Here is a 16,604-nt window from a genome sequence, read left to right as displayed (position 1 = left end):
GGCGGCCCGAACGGCGCGGCGCCGCGCGCCGTTCAGCGCGACCCGAGCCACGCGTCGACCCGCGCGAGGCCGGCGCGCAGCGCCTGCAGCAGCGGCGCGGTGCCGGCCAGCGAGCCCCATAGCTGGCGCTGCGCGCCGAGCGCCGCGACCGGATCGGGCGCCGCGACGATCGCGCGCGCGACGCCGGGGTCCATCACGCCGTCCTGATACGCATACGGCAGCGTGTGTTGCGCCCAGCGTTCGAGGAAGCGCAGGAACAGCGCGGGCAGTACCGCCGTCGAGACCGGCTCGACGCCGCGCGCGACGCATTCGGCGAGCGTCGGGGCGATGAAGCCGGGCAGTTTCGAGAAACCGTCGGCCGCGACGCGCTGGTTGGTGTCGAGGATGTACGGATTGCCGAAGCGGTCGAGCACCACGTCGCGGTAGCGGGCCAGGTCGAGCGGGCTCGGGCTCAGGCACGGGATCACGTCGTGCGTCACGTAGTCGGCCGCGAAGCGGCGGATCGCCGGATCGCGGGTGCCCTCGTGGATGTACGAGAGCCCGGCCAGCGTGCCGGCCCACGCGATGCAGCTGTGGGTCGCGTTCAGGATGCGGATCTTCGCCTCCTCGTACGGATGGACGTCGTCGACCAGCTCGGCGCCGGCTTTCTCCCACGCGGGGCGGCCCGCCGCGAAGCGGTCCTCGATCACCCACTGGATGAACGACTCGCCCATCACCGGGCACGCGTCGTCGAAGCCGGTCGCGGCCAGCACGCGTTCGCGCACGTCGTCGGTCGGGCGCGGCGTGATCCGGTCGACCATCGCGCTCGGGCATGCGGTATGCGCGTCGAACCACGCGAGCAGATCGGTCTGGCCGCGCCGTTCGAGGAATTCGCGCATGCCCGCGCGAAACCGCGCGCCGTTGTTGCGCAGGTTGTCGCAGCTCTGCAGCGTGACCGGTCCGGCCCGGCGCGCGCGGCGCGCGTCGAGCAGCGCGGCGAGCGCGCCGTAGATCGTCGTGCGGGCGCCCTGCAGGTCGGCGGCGAGATCGGGATTCGCGAGATCGAGCCGGTTGTGCTCGTCGAGGTAGTAGCCGCCCTCCGTCACGGTGAACGACACGATCCTGCAGATCGGCTGCGCGCCCGCGTCGATCAGCGCCGCGAGGTCGCTCGACCACGGCAGCACCTGCGTGATCGAGCGGATCGTCTCGTACGCGCGTTCGCCTTGCGGCGTGACCGTCTCGAGGGTGTAGACCCCGAACTGGTCGGCGAGCGCGTCCATCGTCGCGCGCAGGTCGTCGCGGATGTTGCCGACCGTGAGCGACCAGCGCTCGGCGGGCGGCACGGCCTCGTTGACCCGGTGCAGGTACCACGCCTGATGCGCGCGATGAAACGAGCCGGCGCCGATATGCAGGATCATCGGCGCGGCGGTGGACGAACTGTTCATCCCGTGTCTCCTGGCGGCCGCTTGAGGCCCGTAAAGATCATTTGCTCTTGATGTGAGCGAATGATCGTATTCGAGCTGTCGAAAGTCAAGGCGGGAAAACCGGGTTTCGATGGTGCGCTGCGCCATCGGGCGCGAGGCGCGCGCAGCGGTGTCAGAACGGCTCGCGGGTCAGCAGCACCAGCTGTTCGAGCAGTTTCGCGGCCGGGCCGGGCAGGATGCCGTGGCGGCGGCGGAACGCGGTGAGCGTGCGGGTCGCGTGCACGCCGCGCACCGGCAGCGTGTCGATCGCGCCGGCGCGGCGTTCGGCGCGATACATCGGCTCGGCCATCCAGCTCAGGAAGCCTGCGTGCGCGACGAGGCTTTTCAGCGACGTCACCGAACGGGTTTCGACGACGATGTTCGGCAGGTCGAGGCCCTGCGCGTCGAAGGTCGCGCGCAGATGCTCGTACGGCGCGGTGCCGCGCGGCGGGATCGCCCAGCGGGCGGCGCGCGTGTCGGCGAGGTCGAGCGCGGCGCCGTCGCGGCGCAGCGGGTGATCGAGCGCGGCGACCACATGGCTGTGGTCCTCCCAGCGGCACTCGGGTACCGCCACCACGTCTTCCGTGTCCGGCACGCGGGTGCTGAGCGCGAGATCGATCTCGTGCTTGAAGAGCGACTCGGCGAGCCGGTCCCACACGCCTTCGGTGATCTCGACGCGCAGGTTCGGCCAGCGGTCGAGCACGCGACCGATCGCGATCGGCAACACCAGGCTCGCGATGCTGCCGACCGCGCCGACCTTGATCGTGCCTTTCGCGAGCCCGCGCAGCGCGTCGATTTCCTCGCGCGCATGCTCGGCTTCGTGCTGCAGCAGCGTCGCGTGCGGCAGCAGCGCCGCGCCGAGCGCGGTGAGCTGCATGCCCTTCGAATGGCGTTCGAACAACGGCGCGCCGACCTGATCCTCGAGCCGCTTGAGGATGCGGCTCAACGCGGGCTGCGTGACGTGCAGCGTCTCGGCGGCGCGCCCGAGGCTGCCGCTGGAAACGATCGTGGTGAAGGCCCGCAACTGGCGCAGATCGAAAGTCATGCCGGGACGTAATGGCTTTTTGCAGAAAATACAGTATCGGACAATGCTTCGCGCTCGGATACTGTGGAAATCAATGACACGAACGAAGCAGGAGACGCACCGCATGACGGACCTCGCCCCCCTCGCCGCTCCCGGCGCAAGCTTCACGGTGCGCGACGCCGTGATCGATCTGCTGCGCCAGTTCGGCATCGACAAGGTGTTCGGCAATCCCGGCTCCACCGAGCTGCCGATGTTCCGCGATTTCCCCGCCGAATTTCAGTATGTGCTGGGTCTGCAGGAGGCGGTGGTGGTCGGCATGGCCGACGGTTATGCGCAGGCCACTCGCAACGCGGCCGTCGTCAACCTGCATTCGGCGGCGGGCGTCGGCAACGCGATGGGCAATATCTTCACGGCGTTCAAGAACAAGACGCCGATGATCATCACAGCGGGCCAGCAGGCGCGCGCGATCCTGCCGTTCGATCCGTTCCTCGCGTCCGCGCAGGCCACCGAGCTGCCCAAGCCCTACGTCAAATGGAGCATCGAGCCTGCGCGCGCGCAGGACGTGCCCGCCGCGATCGCGCGGGCGTACCACATCGCGATGCAGGAGCCGCGTGGCCCGGTGTTCGTATCGGTGCCGGTCGACGACTGGGATCAGCCCGCCGAGCGGGTGCCCGCGCGGGCGGTGAGCCGCGCGGTGCGGCCCGATCCGGAGGCGCTCGGCAAGCTCGGCGATGCGCTCGATGCGAGCGCGCGGCCCGCGTTCGTGATCGGCGCGGCGGTCGAGCGCGCCGGCGCGTGGGACGAGGCGGTGCGGCTCGCCGAGCGGCATCGCGCGCAGGTCTATGTCGCGCCGATGTCGGGGCGCTGCAGCTTTCCCGAGGATCATCCGCTGTTCGCCGGCTTCCTGCCCGCGATTCGCGAGAAGATCGTCGCGCAGCTCGCGGGACACGACCTGATCGTCGCGTTCGGCGCGCCCGCGTTCACCTATCACATCGAAGGCTTCGGTCCGCACGTGCCGGCCGGCGCGACGCTCTATCAGTTGGTCGACGATCCGGCCGTCGCCGCGTGGACGCCGGTCGGCGACGCGGTGGTCGGCAACCTCCGGCTCGCCGCGCGCGACCTGCTCGCGCGGGCGGCGCCCGTCGAACGGCCGCTGCCCGCGCCGCGCCCGCCGCGCGAGCGTGTGGGGCCGGGCGCGCCGGGCGAACGGATGCCCGTCGCCTATGCGCTGCAGACGCTCGCCGACGTGCGCGAGGCGGCCGACATCGTCGTCGAGGAAGCACCGAGCGCGCGGTCGGTGATGCAGCGGCATCTGCCGTTCACGCAAAGCGGCACGTTCTACACGATGGACAGCGGCGGCCTCGGCTACGGCATGCCGGCCGCGGTCGGCGTCGCGCTCGCGCGGCCCGGGCGGCGCGTGATCGGCCTGATCGGCGACGGCTCGAGCCTGTATTCGATCCAGGCGCTGTGGAGCGCCGCGCATCTGAAACTGCCGATCACGTTCGTGATCCTCAACAACGTCCGTTACGCGGCGCTGCAGGATTTCGCGCCGGTGTTCGGCTTCGCCGCGAGCGATCCGGTGCAGGGCACCGATCTGCCGAACCTCGATTTCATCGCGCTGGCCGAGGGGATGGGTTGCCGGGGCGTGCGCGTGGCCGACGCGAGCCGGCTGCGCGCCGCGCTGGAGGAGGCGCTGCACGCGCCGACGCCGGTCGTCGTCGAGGTCGAGATCGCGTGACGACGCGGCGCTTTCCCTTATCGAATCAGGAGACACCCGGATGGACACCCTCTCGATGCTGATCGGCGGCGAACGCCGCTTCGCCGGCAACGGCGCGACCTTCGAACGGCGCAACCCGCTCGACGGCGAAGTCGCCACGCGCGCGCCCGCCGCGACGCCCGACGATGCGCGCGCGGCGGTCGATGCGGCCGCCGCCGCGTTCGGCGCGTGGGCGGCGCTCGGCCCGAGCGCGCGGCGCGCGTGGCTGCTGAAGGCCGCGCAGGCGCTCGAGGCGAAACGCGAGCGCTTCGTTGCGGCGATGGCGGCCGAGACGGGTGCGTCGGCGCTGTGGGCCGGCTTCAACGTACAACTGGCCGCCAACGGCCTGATCGAAGCGGCCGCGCTGACCACGCAGATCGGCGGCGAACTGATTCCGTCCGACGTACCGGGCTCGCTCGCGATGGGCGTGCGCCAGCCGGCCGGCGTGGTGCTCGGCATCGCGCCGTGGAATGCGCCCGTGATCCTCGGCGTGCGCGCGATCGCGCTACCGCTCGCGTGTGGCAACACGGTCGTGTTGAAAGGCTCCGAGCTGTGCCCGGCGACCCACGGGCTGATCGTCGACGCGATGCAGGAAGCGGGCCTGCCGCCCGGCGTCGTCAACTTCGTCACCAACGCGCCGGACGATGCCGGCGCGATCGTCGACGCGATGATCGCGCATCCGGCGGTGCGCCGCGTGAACTTCACCGGCTCGACGCGGGTCGGCCGGATCATCGCGGAAAGCTGCGCGCGGCACCTCAAGCCCGCGGTACTCGAACTGGGCGGCAAGGCGCCCCTCGTCGTGCTCGACGACGCCGATCTCGATGCGGCGGTGGCCGCCGCCGCGTTCGGCGCGTTCGCGAATTCCGGGCAGATCTGCATGTCGACCGAACGCATCGTCGTCGATGCGCGCGTCGCCGATTCCTTCGTCGCGAAGCTGGCCGACAAGGCCGCGTCGCTGCCGCTCGGCGATCCGCGCGACGGGCCGGTCGTGCTCGGCTCGGTGGTCGACCGGAGCACGGTCGAGCGCTGCAATGCGCTGATCGACGACGCGCTCGCGCACGGCGCGGTGCTGCTGTGCGGCGGCAAGGCCGACACCACGCTGATGCCCGCGACGCTGCTCGATCATGTGACGCCCGCGATGCGGATCTACCAGGAAGAATCGTTCGGCCCGGTGAAGGGCATCGTGCGCGTCGACGGCGAGGATGCCGCGATCGCGTGCGCGAACGACAACGCGTTCGGGTTGTCGTCGGCGGTGTTCAGCCGCGATGTGGCGCGCGCGATGCGGGTCGCGGCGCGCATCGAGGCGGGGATCTGCCACATCAACGGGCCGACCGTGCACGACGAGGCGCAGATGCCGTTCGGCGGGATGAAGGACAGCGGCTTCGGCCATTTCGGCGGCAAGGCGGGCATTGCCGAGTTCACCGACCTGCGCTGGATCACGGTGCAGACGTCGCCGCGTCATTACCCGTTCTGAGGCGAACCGATGAAGATTGCGATTCTGGGCGCGGGCGCGATGGGCTCGCTGTTCGGCGGGCTGCTCGCCGAACACGGCCACGACGTGACGCTGATCGACGTCAACGATGCCCATCTCGACGCGATCCGTCGCGATGGGCTGCGGCTCGATACGGATGCGGGCGACCGGCGCGTGAGCGGCCTGCGCGCGGTGCGCCCCGACGAAGCGGCGGGCGGCGCGCCGCCCGACTTGCTGCTGGTGTTCACGAAGTCGCTCCATACCCGCCCGGCGCTCGACGGCGTACGTGCGCTGCTGGCGAACAACCCGGCCGTGCTTACGCTGCAGAACGGGCTCGGCAACGTCGAGGCGATTCGGGAATGCGTGCCGGCCGAGCGGATCCTGGTCGGCGTGACGACGTGGCCGGCCGATCTCGCGGGTCCGGCGCACGTGCACTCGCACGGCGCCGGCGCGATCCGGCTGATGAGCGCGGACGGCGTCATGCGGCCGGCGGTACGCTCCGCCTGCGCCGCGCTGACCGGCGCGGGACTGAACTGCGCGGCGGATCCGGACGTATGGGCGGCGATCTGGGAGAAGGTCGCGTTCAATGCCGCGCTCAATCCGCTGTGCACCGTGACCGGCTGCACGGTCGACCAGTTGGGCGCGCGCGAAGACGGCCCTCGGCTGGCGCTCGCGATCGTCGCCGAGACCGCGGCGGTGGCGCGTGCGCAGGGCATCGCGGTCGACGAGGGCAAGGTGCGCGCCAGCGTGCTGCATGCGATCGCCGAGCATCGCGGCCACCGGCCGTCGATGTTGCAGGACGTGCTGGCCGGGCGGCGCACCGAAATCGATGCGATCAACGGCGCGGTCGTCGCGGCGGCGCGCGATGCGGGCATCGCGGTCCCGCATACGGAAACGCTGATGCGGCTGGTGCGCATCATCGATGCGCGGGCGGCGTGACGGCCGGCGGCGAACTAGGGTTTGTGGCGATTTAACTAATCGAAATTAGTTTTACTATCCGGAAATTCAGGGTGCGGCCGCGGAGCGGGGCGGCACCGGGCAGTACCGGTCCGCGTCGCCCGCCAGGGACGCGGACCCCGCTCGCGACGCGCGAGCGCGGCGGCCTCGGCCGCGACGGCAGCAACGGTTCATCAGAAATCGGCTGGCGGTTCAGCACAGCGCGCGGATCCAGAACGATCAGGAGACAGCATGAACAACCACGCCGGCCCGGCTCGAGTTTCGGCTCATTCATTCGCACCCCATATTAATTGCGCGCGGAGGTCAGCATGAGCGCGCACCCCGGACAGCCGCCGCTCGCCGTCGACATCGGCGCGACGCTCGATCATGGCCCGTTTACCGCGATGCAGCGCTGGGTCGTGCTGCTCGCGGCGCTGTCGATCGTGCTGGACGGGTTCGACAGCCAACTGATCGGCTTCGCGATTCCGGTGCTGATCAAGGAATGGGGCATCACGCGCGGCGCGTTCGCGCCCGCGGTCGCGGCGGGACTGATCGGCATGGGTATCGGCAGCGCGTGCGCCGGGCTGTTCGCCGACCGCTTCGGGCGCCGCTGGGCCATCATCGGCAGCGTGTTCCTGTTCGGCGCGGCCACCTGCGCGATCGGTTTCGCGCCCGACGTGGCGACGATTGCCGCGCTGCGTTTCGTGGCGGGACTCGGCATCGGCGGCGCGCTGCCGACCGCCACCACGATGACGGCGGAATTCACGCCCGCGCGGCGCCGCACCGTGATGGTGACCGCGACCATCGTCTGTGTGCCGCTCGGCGGCATGCTCGCGGGGTTGTTCGCGCATGAGATCCTGCCCGCCTACGGCTGGCGCGGACTGTTCTTCATCGGCGGCGCGTTGCCGCTCGTGCTGGGCGTGCTGCTCGCCTATGCGCTGCCGGAGTCGCCGCGCTACCTGGTGCGGCGTCCCGCGCGCTGGCCCGAGCTGGGCCGTCTGCTGACGCGGATGCAGCGTCCGGTGGCGGCCGGCACCGCCTTCACCGATCTCGGCGAGGCGAGGGCGACCGGCGCATCGGGCGGGTTCCGGTCGCTGTTCGCGGCCGGTCGCGCGCGCGACACGTTTGCTTTGTGGTGCGCGTTCTTCATGTGTCTGCTGGCGGTCTACAGCGCGTTCAGCTGGCTGCCGACGATGCTGAGCGCATCGGGTCTGAGCGTCGCGGTTGCCGGGGCCGGGCTGACCGCCTACAACCTGGGCGGCGTGATCGGTGCGCTCGGCTGCGCATTCGCGATCGGCCGCTTCGGTTCGCGCTGGCCGCTCGCGATCTGTTGCGTCGGCGGGGCGGCGAGCGCGGCGTGGCTGCTGAGCGTCGACGCGGGCAGCCACACGAGCTGGCTGATCGTCGGTCTCGGCGCGCACGGCCTGTTCGTCAATGCGGTGCAGTCGACCATGTACGCGTTGTGCGCGTACATCTACCCGACCTCGGTGCGGGCGACCGGCACGGCGAGCGCGCTCGCGTTCGGCCGGCTCGGCGCGATCCTGAGCGCGTTCGCGGGCGCGATCGTGATCACGGCGGGCGGAGCGGCCGCCTACCTGACGATGCTGGCGGCGGCGATGTGCGCCGTGTGCGTCGCGCTGCTGGTGGTGCGCAAGCACATCCCGCGCTTGCGCCGCGACGGCGACGCTGTCGCGGACGACGCGCTCGCGCGTTCGTCGTCCTGATGCCGTCGGTACGTGCGGGTCGCGCGAACTACAGCGCGGTCCGCACGTGCCACAGCTCGGGGAACAGCACCACGTCGAGCATCTTGCGCAGATACGGCGCGCCGCTCGTGCCGCCCGTGCCCTGCTTGAAGCCGATGATCCGCTCGACCGTCGTCACGTGGCGGAAGCGCCATTGACGGAACGCATCTTCGAGGTCGACCAGTTCCTCGGCCATTTCATACAGCTCCCAATGCGCGTCCGGATCGCGGTAGACCGCGAGCCACGCGGCCTCGACCGACGCGTCGTGCTCGGTCGGCCGGGTCCAGTCGCGCTCGAGCCGCGCGGCGTCGATCGGAAAGCCGCGCCGCGCGAGCAGGCGGATCACCTCGTCGTACAGCGACGGCGCTTCGAGCGTCGCCTGCACCTGCGCGAGGATCTCGGGCCGGTGCGCGTGCGGGCGCAGCATCTGCGGATTCTTGTTGCCCAGCAGGAATTCGAGCTGCCGGTACTGATACGACTGGAACCCCGACGACGCGCCCAGGTAGGGCCGCATCGCCGAGTACTCGGACGGCGTCATCGTCGCGAGCACGTTCCACGCCTGGACCAGCTGTTCGAGGATGCGCGACACGCGCGCGAGCATCTTGAACGCGGGCGGCAACGCGTCGCGATGGATCGATGCGAGCGCCGCGTGCAGTTCGAACAGCGCGAGCTTCATCCACAGCTCGCTGGTCTGGTGCTGGATGATGAACAGCATCTCGTTGTGATCGGGCGAGCGCGGATGCTGCGCGTCGAGGATTGCGGTCAGCGACAGATAGTCGCCGTAGCTCATCGACGCGGAGAAATCGAGCTGCGCGCGGTGCCAGCCGCCTTCGGCATCGGTCCGGCCGTCGCCGGCGGGCACGTGCGGCGCTTCGGATGACGGCGGATGCGCGCCGGAAAAGGGGCAGCCGGACGGTGCGTCGTTGCCGGGCGGCTGCATATGGCCAGAATTCACGGAAGTCTCCAACGATTGAACGGGGCGGGGGCGGGGGCGAGGCGCCGGTCGATGCGCGGGCGTTCAGGTCACCGCGGTCCGTGCGGCGAATTCCGGCGCCTGCCACGCGTGGGTGGCGAGTACGTCGCGCAGGGCCTCCACCGCGTCCCACACGTCGACGAAGCGCGTGTAGAGCGGCGTAAAGCCGAAGCGCAGAATGCGCGGCTCGCGGTAATCGCCGATCACGCCGCGCGCGATCAGCGCTTGCATCACTTCGTAGCCGTGCGGATGCTCGACACTGGCTTGCGAGCCGCGCTGATGGTGGGCGCGCGGCGTGACGAGCTTCAGCGACTGGCCTTCGCAGCGGGTTTCGACGAGCGCGATGAACGCGTCGGTGAGCGCCAGCGACTTGCGGCGCAACGCGTGCATGTCGGTCTCGTGAAACAGGTCGAGACCGGTTTCGACCATCGACATCGACACGATCGGCTGCGTGCCGCACAGGAAGCGCGCAATGCCGGGGTCGGGCTCGAACCCGGGTTGCATCGCGAACGGCGCGCGATGGCCCCACCAGCCGGACAGCGGTTGCTCGAAAGCCGCCTGGTGGCGCTTCGGCACCCAGACGAACGCGGGCGAGCCGGGGCCGCCGTTCAGGTACTTGTACGTGCAGCCGACCGCGCCGTCCGCGCCCGCGCCGGTCAGATCGACCGGCACGGCGCCCGCCGAGTGCGCCAGATCCCACAGCATCAGCGCGCCGGCATGCCGGACCGTTTGCGTGACGGCCGGCATGTCGTGCATGTAGCCGGTCCGGTAGTTCACGTGGGTGATCAGCGCGAGCGCCGTGTCGTTGCCGAGCGCGGCGGGCAGGTCGGCCGGGTCGTCGATCAGGCGGAGTTCATAGCCGCCGCCGAGCTGCGCGATGAGCCCTTGCGCGATGTACAGGTCGGTCGGGAAGTTCGAGCGTTCCGACACGATCACGCGGCGCTGCGGCGCGTGCGTGGCCTGATGGCGCAGCATCGCGGACAGCAGCTTGAACAGGTTGATCGAAATGGTGTCGGTGATCACCACCTCGTCGGACGCGGCGCCGATCAGCGGGGCGAGCCGGTCGCCGAGGCGGCGCGGCAGCGCGAACCAGCCGGCCTTGTTCCAGCTGCGGATCAGGCCGTCGCCCCATTCGGCGCCGATCACCTGCTGGGCGCGCGCGGCGGCCGCGCGCGGCTGCGCGCCGAGCGAGTTGCCGTCGAGGTAGATCACGCCGTCAGGCAGCGCGAACCGTTCGCGCAGCGGGGCGAGCGGATCGTCGCGATCGAGGGCGAGCGCGTCTTCACGTGTTTTCATCATGGATCGGTTCAGAAGGTCGAGAAAATAGGGCGAATCGGCGAGTCGGTCAGTGTCCGGCGGGCAGCGCGCGCAACACGGCGCGCACGGGGCTCGCGTCGAGCGTCGCGAACTTGAGCGGCAGGGCGATCAGTTCGTAGTCGCCGGGCGCGACGTCGTCGAGCACGAGACCTTCGAGGATCGCCATCCGGTGCGCGCGGATCCGGTGATGCGCGTCCATCGTCTTCGATTCCTGCGGGTCGAGCGACGGCGTGTCGATGCCGATCAGGCGCACGCCGTGGGCGGCGAGCAGATCGACGGTGGCCGGCGCGACCGCGCAGAACGCGCTGTCCCACTCGCGCTGAGGCGCCTGACGGCAGGTGCGCAGCAGCACCCGGGGCGGCGCGTCGGCCAGCGCGGCCCGCACGTCGTCCGGCCGCACCGCCGGCGACGCGCCGATGCAATGGATCACGCGGCAGCGGCCGAGATAGGGGTCGAGCGGCACCGCGCCGATCGGCGCGCCGCCCGCGTCGTAGTGGAGCGGCGCATCGGCATGGGCGCCGGTGTGCGGCGACAGCGTCATCCGCCCGACATTGACCGGCGACCCGGCTTCCATGCGCCACACGCGCTCGATCGATACGGGCGTGTCGCCCGGCCAGACGGGTGTGGCGGGATCGATGGCGGGGGAAATGTCCCAGAGCGTGTCCATGCGTTTCCGAATCGGATTGACTGCTTCGCATCATAGGCAAACCCGCGCAGAACGTGCTTGCAAAATAAGCATGGACAATCCACCAATTTGGCAGATAATTCGAATCAGAGTAGAAACGGGGACCAAAAATGCATGCGATTACGCTCGACGCCACCGATTGCCGTATTCTCGCCGTTCTTCAGCAGGAGGGACGCATCAGCAACCTCGATCTGGCCGAGCGCATCGCGCTATCGCCGTCGGCGTGCCTGCGCCGGATGCGCCTGCTGGAGGAGCAGGGCGTGATCGAATGCTATCGCGCCTGTCTGAGCCGGGAGAAGCTCGGTTTCGAGCTGGAGGCGTTCGTGCAGGTGTCGATGCGCAACGACCAGACTCATTGGCACGAGCGTTTCGCGGAGGCGGTGCGGGAATGGCCCGAGGTGGTGGGGGCGTTCGTCGTGACGGGCGAGAGCCACTATCTGCTGCGCGTGCTCGCGCACAATCTCAAGCACTATTCGGATTTCGTGCTGAACCACCTGTACAAGGCGCCGGGGGTGATGGACATCCGCTCGAACATCGTGCTGCAGACGCTCAAGGACGAAGCGGGCGCGCCCGTGGCGCTCGCCCGCACCGGCGCGCTCAAAGTGTTGTGATGCCGTGAAAGCCGCCGCGCTGGAACACCAGCGGCGCGATCGAGCCGGCATCGGGATGCACGCCGCAGCGCTCCACCTGACCGACGAAGATCACGTGGTCGCCCTCGTCGTAGCGGCTGCGGTTGTGGCACTCGAACCACGCGAGCGCGCCGTCGAGCACCGGCATGCCGGAGTCTCCCGCCGCATGCGACACGCCTTCGAAGCGGTCGCCCTTGACGGTCGCGAAGCGCTTGCACAGATCGAGCTGCGACGACGCCAGCACGTTGACCACATAATGGCTGTTGCTGCGGAATACCGGCATCGACGCCGATTTGTGCGCGAGGCTCCACAGCACGAGCGGCGGATCGAGCGACACCGAATTGAACGAGCTGGCGGTGATGCCGATCAACTGGCCGGACGGCGCGCGCGTCGTGATCACGGTCACGCCGGTCGCGAACTGGCCGAGGGCCTCGCGGAAGGCGGTGACGTCGAAGTTGGGCGGAGTGGCGTGTTTCATTGCGCGCAGGCTTGCGTTCGGCAGTGTCGCCCGGAGCGGCAGGCGCGCGCGAAGCGGTGTGAAAGAGAAAGGTCGATCATCTGGATATTCGGCAAGTTGCCCCGATTTTAACGGAATCGCGCGATGCTGAGACCCCGTCGATGCCGGCGCGGCGAGTGGGCGACCTGACAGTTCTGCGGTGCCGGGCGCGGCCGGCCGGGTTGCCGGCGGGCGGACAAGGTGGATATTGGACGGACAAGGAGCCGGTATGAGTCAAGCAGCAAGCGAAGTCGCCACGCTGGGCGGTGGCTGTTTCTGGTGCCAGGAAGCGGTGTTCCTGGACGTCGACGGCGTGACCGCCGTCGAGTCGGGCTATGCGGGGGGGCATACCCGCAACCCGGGCTACCGGGACGTGTGCGATGGCGAGACGGGCCACGCGGAAGTGGTCAACGTCACCTTCGATCCGTCGCGGATCAGCTACCGGGAGATTCTCGGGATCTTTTTCGCGACCCACGATCCGACCCAGCTGAACCGGCAGGGCAACGACGTCGGTACCCAGTACCGCTCGGTCGTGTTCACGCATTCGGATGCGCAGCGCGATGCCGCGCTCGACGTGATCCGCGAGGTGGGGCACGAGCAGGTGTTCAGCGATCCGGTCGTCACGCGGGTGGAGCCGCTGGACGGCAATTACTGGCCCGCCGAGGCGTATCACCAGAACTATTACGCGCGCAATCCGGGGCAGGGCTACTGCGCGGCCGTGATCGGACCGAAGATCGCGAAATTCCGTCAGAAGTTCGCGCATCGCCTGAAATCGCGCCAGGCGTGACGCGCGTCCGCGGCGCTAGGCCGCTTCGCCGCGCAGGTGCGCGCACGCGGCGGCGATGGCCTTCGCGAGTGCGATGCAGGACAGCGGCGCCGATCCTTCGGCCTTGTTGTTGATCGTGATCAGCACCGGCTGTCCGGCCAGCACGTAGCGCGCCGCCAGCTCGGCGAGCGCCGAGCGCGTGTGGAAATCCTCGTCGACGAGCCGGTCGAACGGCTCGTACTTCGCCTTCGCCTGCTCGTATTTGAAGCCGCTGTGCAGGCTCCATCGCACGATCAGCGGGCCGGACGGCTCGCCGTCGAGCAGCGCGAGCGCCGCTGCTTGACGCAGCGGGTCCGGCATCTTCGCGTGCAGACCGACGCAATAGCGTACGCCCGCCGTGGCCAGCGCGCGGATGAAGCGCGGCGTCAGCAGGCTCGCATCGCGTATCTCCAGCGCGTAACGCGGACCGTCGGGATCGTCCGGCAGCGGCGGCAGTGCGGCGAGAAATGCGCTCAGGCGGTCGATCAGCGCGGCCGGATCGGCGAGCAGCGCATCGGGCAGCGGCGAGAACTGGAACACCAGCGCGCCCGCCTTGCGGCCAAGACCTTCGAGGCACGGCCGCACGAATTCGTCGGCGGCGAGCTGCGCGTTCAGGAACGATGGATTCGGCCCGGCGGGCTCGCCGCGATTGCCGCGCACGACGGCGTCGGTGACGGACGCCGGCGCCTTGACGACGAAACGGAAATCGTCCGGCACCTGCTGCGCGTAACGCAGATAGTCGGCGACGGTGAGCGGCGCGTAGAACGAGCGGTCGAGGCTGACGCTCTTGAGGAGCGGATGCGCGCCGTAGGCTTCGAGTCCTTCCCGGGACAGTTTCGACTGCGCATAGTCGTCGCCGTAGACGATGCCGTTCCAGCCGGGGAAATACCACGATGACGTGCCGAGCCGCACGGACGGCGGCAGCGCGGCGGCGGCGTCCATGACGTCGGCGGACGGCACGGCGGGCAGCACGCCGCGCCGGCGGGCCTTCTTGCGGGGCGCGGCGGCGGGCGCCGCGTCGATGCCCGGTAGAGCCGGCGTGTCGGGTACCGACGCGGCATCTTCTTGCCGCGGTGGCGATGCACGGGACCGGAGTTCGGGGTCGGGGGACGCGGGCCGGGCCGCTTGACCGCCCGTGCCGGGCCCGGGAGAGGGGGGGGAAGGCGCGGCGGGCAGTGCCGCGCCGAACAGATCGAACTGCGCGCCGTCGTCCCGCTGTGCGCTGCCGGTGCCATCCTGGTGTTGCGTTGGCGCCGGTTTGCGCCGCGTGCTGCCGTCACCCATGCGTCGTCGTCAAAGGGCGCCGCCTAGCGCGGCAGCGCGTGTTCATACATGTAGCGCCGCGACCACGGCAGCGTTTTCGCGCTGCGCCCGGCTTTGCGGCACACGATCTGGAAGATCGACACGTCGTCGTGTTCGAACGCATACGCGCAGCCGGCGAGATAGACGCGCCAGATGCGGAATTTTTCGTCATCGACGAGCGCCCTGGCTTCCTCCGCCTTCGCTTCGAAGTTCTCGGTCCAGATGTCGAGCGTGCGCGCATAGTGCCGACGCAGGCTCTCGACGTCAATCGCTTCGAGGCCGCCGCGCTGCGCCGCCTCGAGCGCGAGGCTAATGTGCGGTAGTTCGCCGTCCGGGAACACGTAGCGGTCGATGAACTCGCCGCCGCCGAGCGCGGTCTCGCCGCTCTCGGCGTCGGTGGAGGTGATGCCGTGGTTCATCGCGATGCCGTCGTCGGTCAGCAGTTCGCGTACGTGCGAGAAATACAGCGGGAGGTTCTTGCGGCCGACGTGCTCGAACATGCCGACGCTGGTGATCCGGTCGAACTGGCCTTCGACGTCGCGATAGTCCTGCAGCCGGATCTCGATCCGGTCCTCGAGTCCCGCCGCCTTCACGCGCGCGGTAGCGAGGTCGAACTGGTTTTGCGACAGCGTGACGCCGACGCAGCGCGCGCCGAACTTCTGCGCGGCGCGCAGCACGAGCGCGCCCCAGCCGCAGCCGATGTCGAGCAGCCGCTGCTCGGGCTGCAACCGGATCTTGGTCAGGATGTGATCGATCTTCTTGACCTGCGCCGTGGCGAGATCTTCGTCGCCGTTCTCGAAGTAGGCGCACGAATACACCATGTTTTCGTCGAGCCACAGCCGGTAGAACTCGTTCGAGACGTCGTAGTGATACTGGATCGCCTTCCTGTCCGAGGTCTTCGAGTGATTGAAGTAGCGCCTCACGCGCGCCAGCTTTCCGGCGTTCGTCACGGTGCTGCGCGCGAGCGAGTAGCTGATGTTGATGATGTCGGACACCTTGCCTTCGATGTCGATCTTGCCCTGCACGTAGGCCTCGCCGAGATTGTCGAGGCTCGGTTCGAGCAACAGCGGCAGCGCCGACGCGCTGTTGACCTTGAGCGTCACTTGCGGCGCGGCGAACGTGCCGAAGTCGAGCTGCTGGCCGTTCCACAACACCAGGCGCGCCGGCAGGTTCGCCTTCGCCCGTACGTCGTCCGCCCACTGTGCCAGCTTCTTTTCCCAGAACATTTGGATTCTCCGTTGTCCGTTGAAATGAATACAGCCAAGTTCTCGATCGGGCAGGCCGAAGGCGCGAGACGACAGCCACCCGGTGCAACACGAAATACGCGCGCTCCGGCGCGGGCGAACGGCCCGGCGCGTGGCGCGAGCGGCTTACGGCGACAGTCGTGCGATCGTCCAGCCGCCGGGCGACGCGGCGTCGCGGGTGTATAGCAGGCGGTCGTGGAGCCGCGACGGGCGGCCTTGCCAGAATTCGATGGAAGCGGGGACGACGCGGTAGCCGCCCCAGTGCGGCGGGCGCGGCGGGTTGTCGCCGTAGCGCGCGCTGACGTCGCGTTCGCGCGCCTCGAGCGCCGCGCGGCCGTCGATCACGGCGCTCTGATCCGACGCCCATGCGCCGATGCGCGATCCGAGCGGGCGCGACGCGAAGTAGCGGTCGCTTTCCGCGTCGCTGGTCTTCTCGATGCGGCCTTCGATGCGCACCTGGCGTTCGAGTTCGATCCAGTAGAACAGCAGCGCCGCCTGCGGGTTGTGCGCGATTTCGCGGCCCTTGCGGCTATCGTAATTGGTGAAGAACACGAAGCCGCGTTCATCGACCCCCTTGATGAGGACGATGCGCGCCGACGGCCGGCCTTCGGCATCGACCGTCGCGAGCGTCATCGTGTTCGGTTCGGGGAGTTGCGCGTGCAGCGCCTCCTTGAACCAGCTGTCGAACTGGAGAAAGGGATTCGGATTGGCGTCGGCTTCATCGAGCGACGCGAGCGAGTAGTTGATGCGGAGATCGGCGAGGGTCGTCATTTCTTATGCGG

15 protein-coding genes are annotated in these 16,604 nt (G+C 69.4%); 6 read left to right on the top strand and 9 right to left on the bottom strand.

Annotated features, from left to right (window positions below):
* Positions 1-32: 32 nt before the first annotated feature.
* On the bottom strand, positions 33-1,424 hold the full coding sequence (gene dalD / locus RZR99_RS17880; RefSeq protein ID WP_323121089.1) for a D-arabinitol 4-dehydrogenase: 1,392 nt from the start codon (positions 1,422-1,424) through the stop codon (positions 33-35).
* 151 nt (positions 1,425-1,575) lie between these two features.
* The gene (locus RZR99_RS17875; protein ID WP_323121088.1) at positions 1,576-2,487 is read right to left on the bottom strand and encodes a LysR substrate-binding domain-containing protein; all 912 of its coding nucleotides are present in this window, start codon (positions 2,485-2,487) and stop codon (positions 1,576-1,578) included.
* 103 nt (positions 2,488-2,590) lie between these two features.
* Here RZR99_RS17875 and mdlC point away from each other — a divergent pair, with 103 nt between their 5' ends.
* The 4 genes from mdlC to RZR99_RS17855 all read left to right on the top strand — a co-directional run bounded on the left by mdlC (position 2,591) and on the right by RZR99_RS17855 (position 8,353).
* On the top strand, positions 2,591-4,204 hold the full coding sequence (gene mdlC / locus RZR99_RS17870) for a benzoylformate decarboxylase (RefSeq protein WP_323121087.1): 1,614 nt from the start codon (positions 2,591-2,593) through the stop codon (positions 4,202-4,204).
* 40 nt (positions 4,205-4,244) lie between these two features.
* Entirely contained in the window at positions 4,245-5,696 is a 1,452-nt protein-coding gene (locus RZR99_RS17865; protein ID WP_323121086.1) for an aldehyde dehydrogenase, read from the top strand.
* Between the two features lie 9 nt (positions 5,697-5,705).
* Positions 5,706-6,632, top strand: coding sequence for a ketopantoate reductase family protein (locus RZR99_RS17860; protein WP_323121085.1), 927 nt, complete (start codon positions 5,706-5,708; stop codon positions 6,630-6,632).
* A gap of 326 nt (positions 6,633-6,958) precedes the next feature.
* Positions 6,959-8,353, top strand: a complete 1,395-nt coding sequence (locus RZR99_RS17855; protein WP_323121084.1) for an MFS transporter — start codon at positions 6,959-6,961, stop codon at positions 8,351-8,353.
* 28 nt (positions 8,354-8,381) lie between these two features.
* On the opposite strand, the gene kynA is transcribed toward RZR99_RS17855, so the two are convergent.
* From kynA to kynB, 3 genes are all read right to left on the bottom strand, one after another.
* Positions 8,382-9,326: a tryptophan 2,3-dioxygenase gene (gene kynA, locus RZR99_RS17850; RefSeq protein WP_323121083.1), complete on the bottom strand. Its 945-nt coding sequence runs from the start codon at positions 9,324-9,326 to the stop codon at positions 8,382-8,384.
* 63 nt (positions 9,327-9,389) lie between these two features.
* Complete coding sequence (gene kynU, locus RZR99_RS17845) at positions 9,390-10,640, bottom strand: kynureninase (protein ID WP_323121118.1); 1,251 nt, start codon at positions 10,638-10,640, stop codon at positions 9,390-9,392.
* A 49-nt stretch (positions 10,641-10,689) separates the two neighbouring features.
* Positions 10,690-11,328 (bottom strand): arylformamidase, encoded by a 639-nt coding sequence (gene kynB / locus RZR99_RS17840; protein ID WP_323121082.1) that lies wholly within the window; start codon positions 11,326-11,328, stop codon positions 10,690-10,692.
* Positions 11,329-11,456: 128 nt separating this feature from the next.
* On the opposite strand from kynB, the gene RZR99_RS17835 reads away from it, so the two are divergent.
* Positions 11,457-11,957, top strand: a complete 501-nt coding sequence (locus RZR99_RS17835) for an Lrp/AsnC family transcriptional regulator (RefSeq protein ID WP_323121081.1) — start codon at positions 11,457-11,459, stop codon at positions 11,955-11,957.
* Here the strand turns inward: RZR99_RS17835 and RZR99_RS17830 are convergent.
* The gene (locus tag RZR99_RS17830) at positions 11,944-12,453 is read right to left on the bottom strand and encodes a flavin reductase family protein (RefSeq protein WP_323121080.1); all 510 of its coding nucleotides are present in this window, start codon (positions 12,451-12,453) and stop codon (positions 11,944-11,946) included. The two genes, RZR99_RS17835 and RZR99_RS17830, sit on opposite strands and share 14 nt — an antisense overlap.
* 247 nt (positions 12,454-12,700) lie before the next feature.
* On the opposite strand from RZR99_RS17830, the gene msrA reads away from it, so the two are divergent.
* A complete protein-coding gene (gene msrA, locus RZR99_RS17825; protein WP_323121079.1) occupies positions 12,701-13,258 on the top strand; it encodes a peptide-methionine (S)-S-oxide reductase MsrA in 558 nt (185 codons plus the stop codon).
* Positions 13,259-13,273: 15 nt separating this feature from the next.
* On the opposite strand, the gene RZR99_RS17820 is transcribed toward msrA, so the two are convergent.
* From RZR99_RS17820 to pdxH, 3 genes are all read right to left on the bottom strand, one after another.
* Positions 13,274-14,560, bottom strand: coding sequence for a DUF72 domain-containing protein (locus RZR99_RS17820; protein ID WP_323121078.1), 1,287 nt, complete (start codon positions 14,558-14,560; stop codon positions 13,274-13,276).
* Between the two features lie 23 nt (positions 14,561-14,583).
* Positions 14,584-15,804: a cyclopropane-fatty-acyl-phospholipid synthase family protein gene (locus RZR99_RS17815; RefSeq protein WP_323121077.1), complete on the bottom strand. Its 1,221-nt coding sequence runs from the start codon at positions 15,802-15,804 to the stop codon at positions 14,584-14,586.
* Positions 15,805-15,948: 144 nt separating this feature from the next.
* Positions 15,949-16,593: a pyridoxamine 5'-phosphate oxidase gene (gene pdxH, locus RZR99_RS17810; protein WP_323121076.1), complete on the bottom strand. Its 645-nt coding sequence runs from the start codon at positions 16,591-16,593 to the stop codon at positions 15,949-15,951.
* Between the last annotated feature and the right edge of the window lie 11 nt (positions 16,594-16,604).

It is taken from the genome of Burkholderia alba (assembly GCF_034721475.1).
Classification (GTDB): Bacteria; Pseudomonadota; Gammaproteobacteria; order Burkholderiales; family Burkholderiaceae; genus Burkholderia; species Burkholderia alba.
This window is presented reverse-complemented; position numbering and strand designations above follow the sequence as displayed.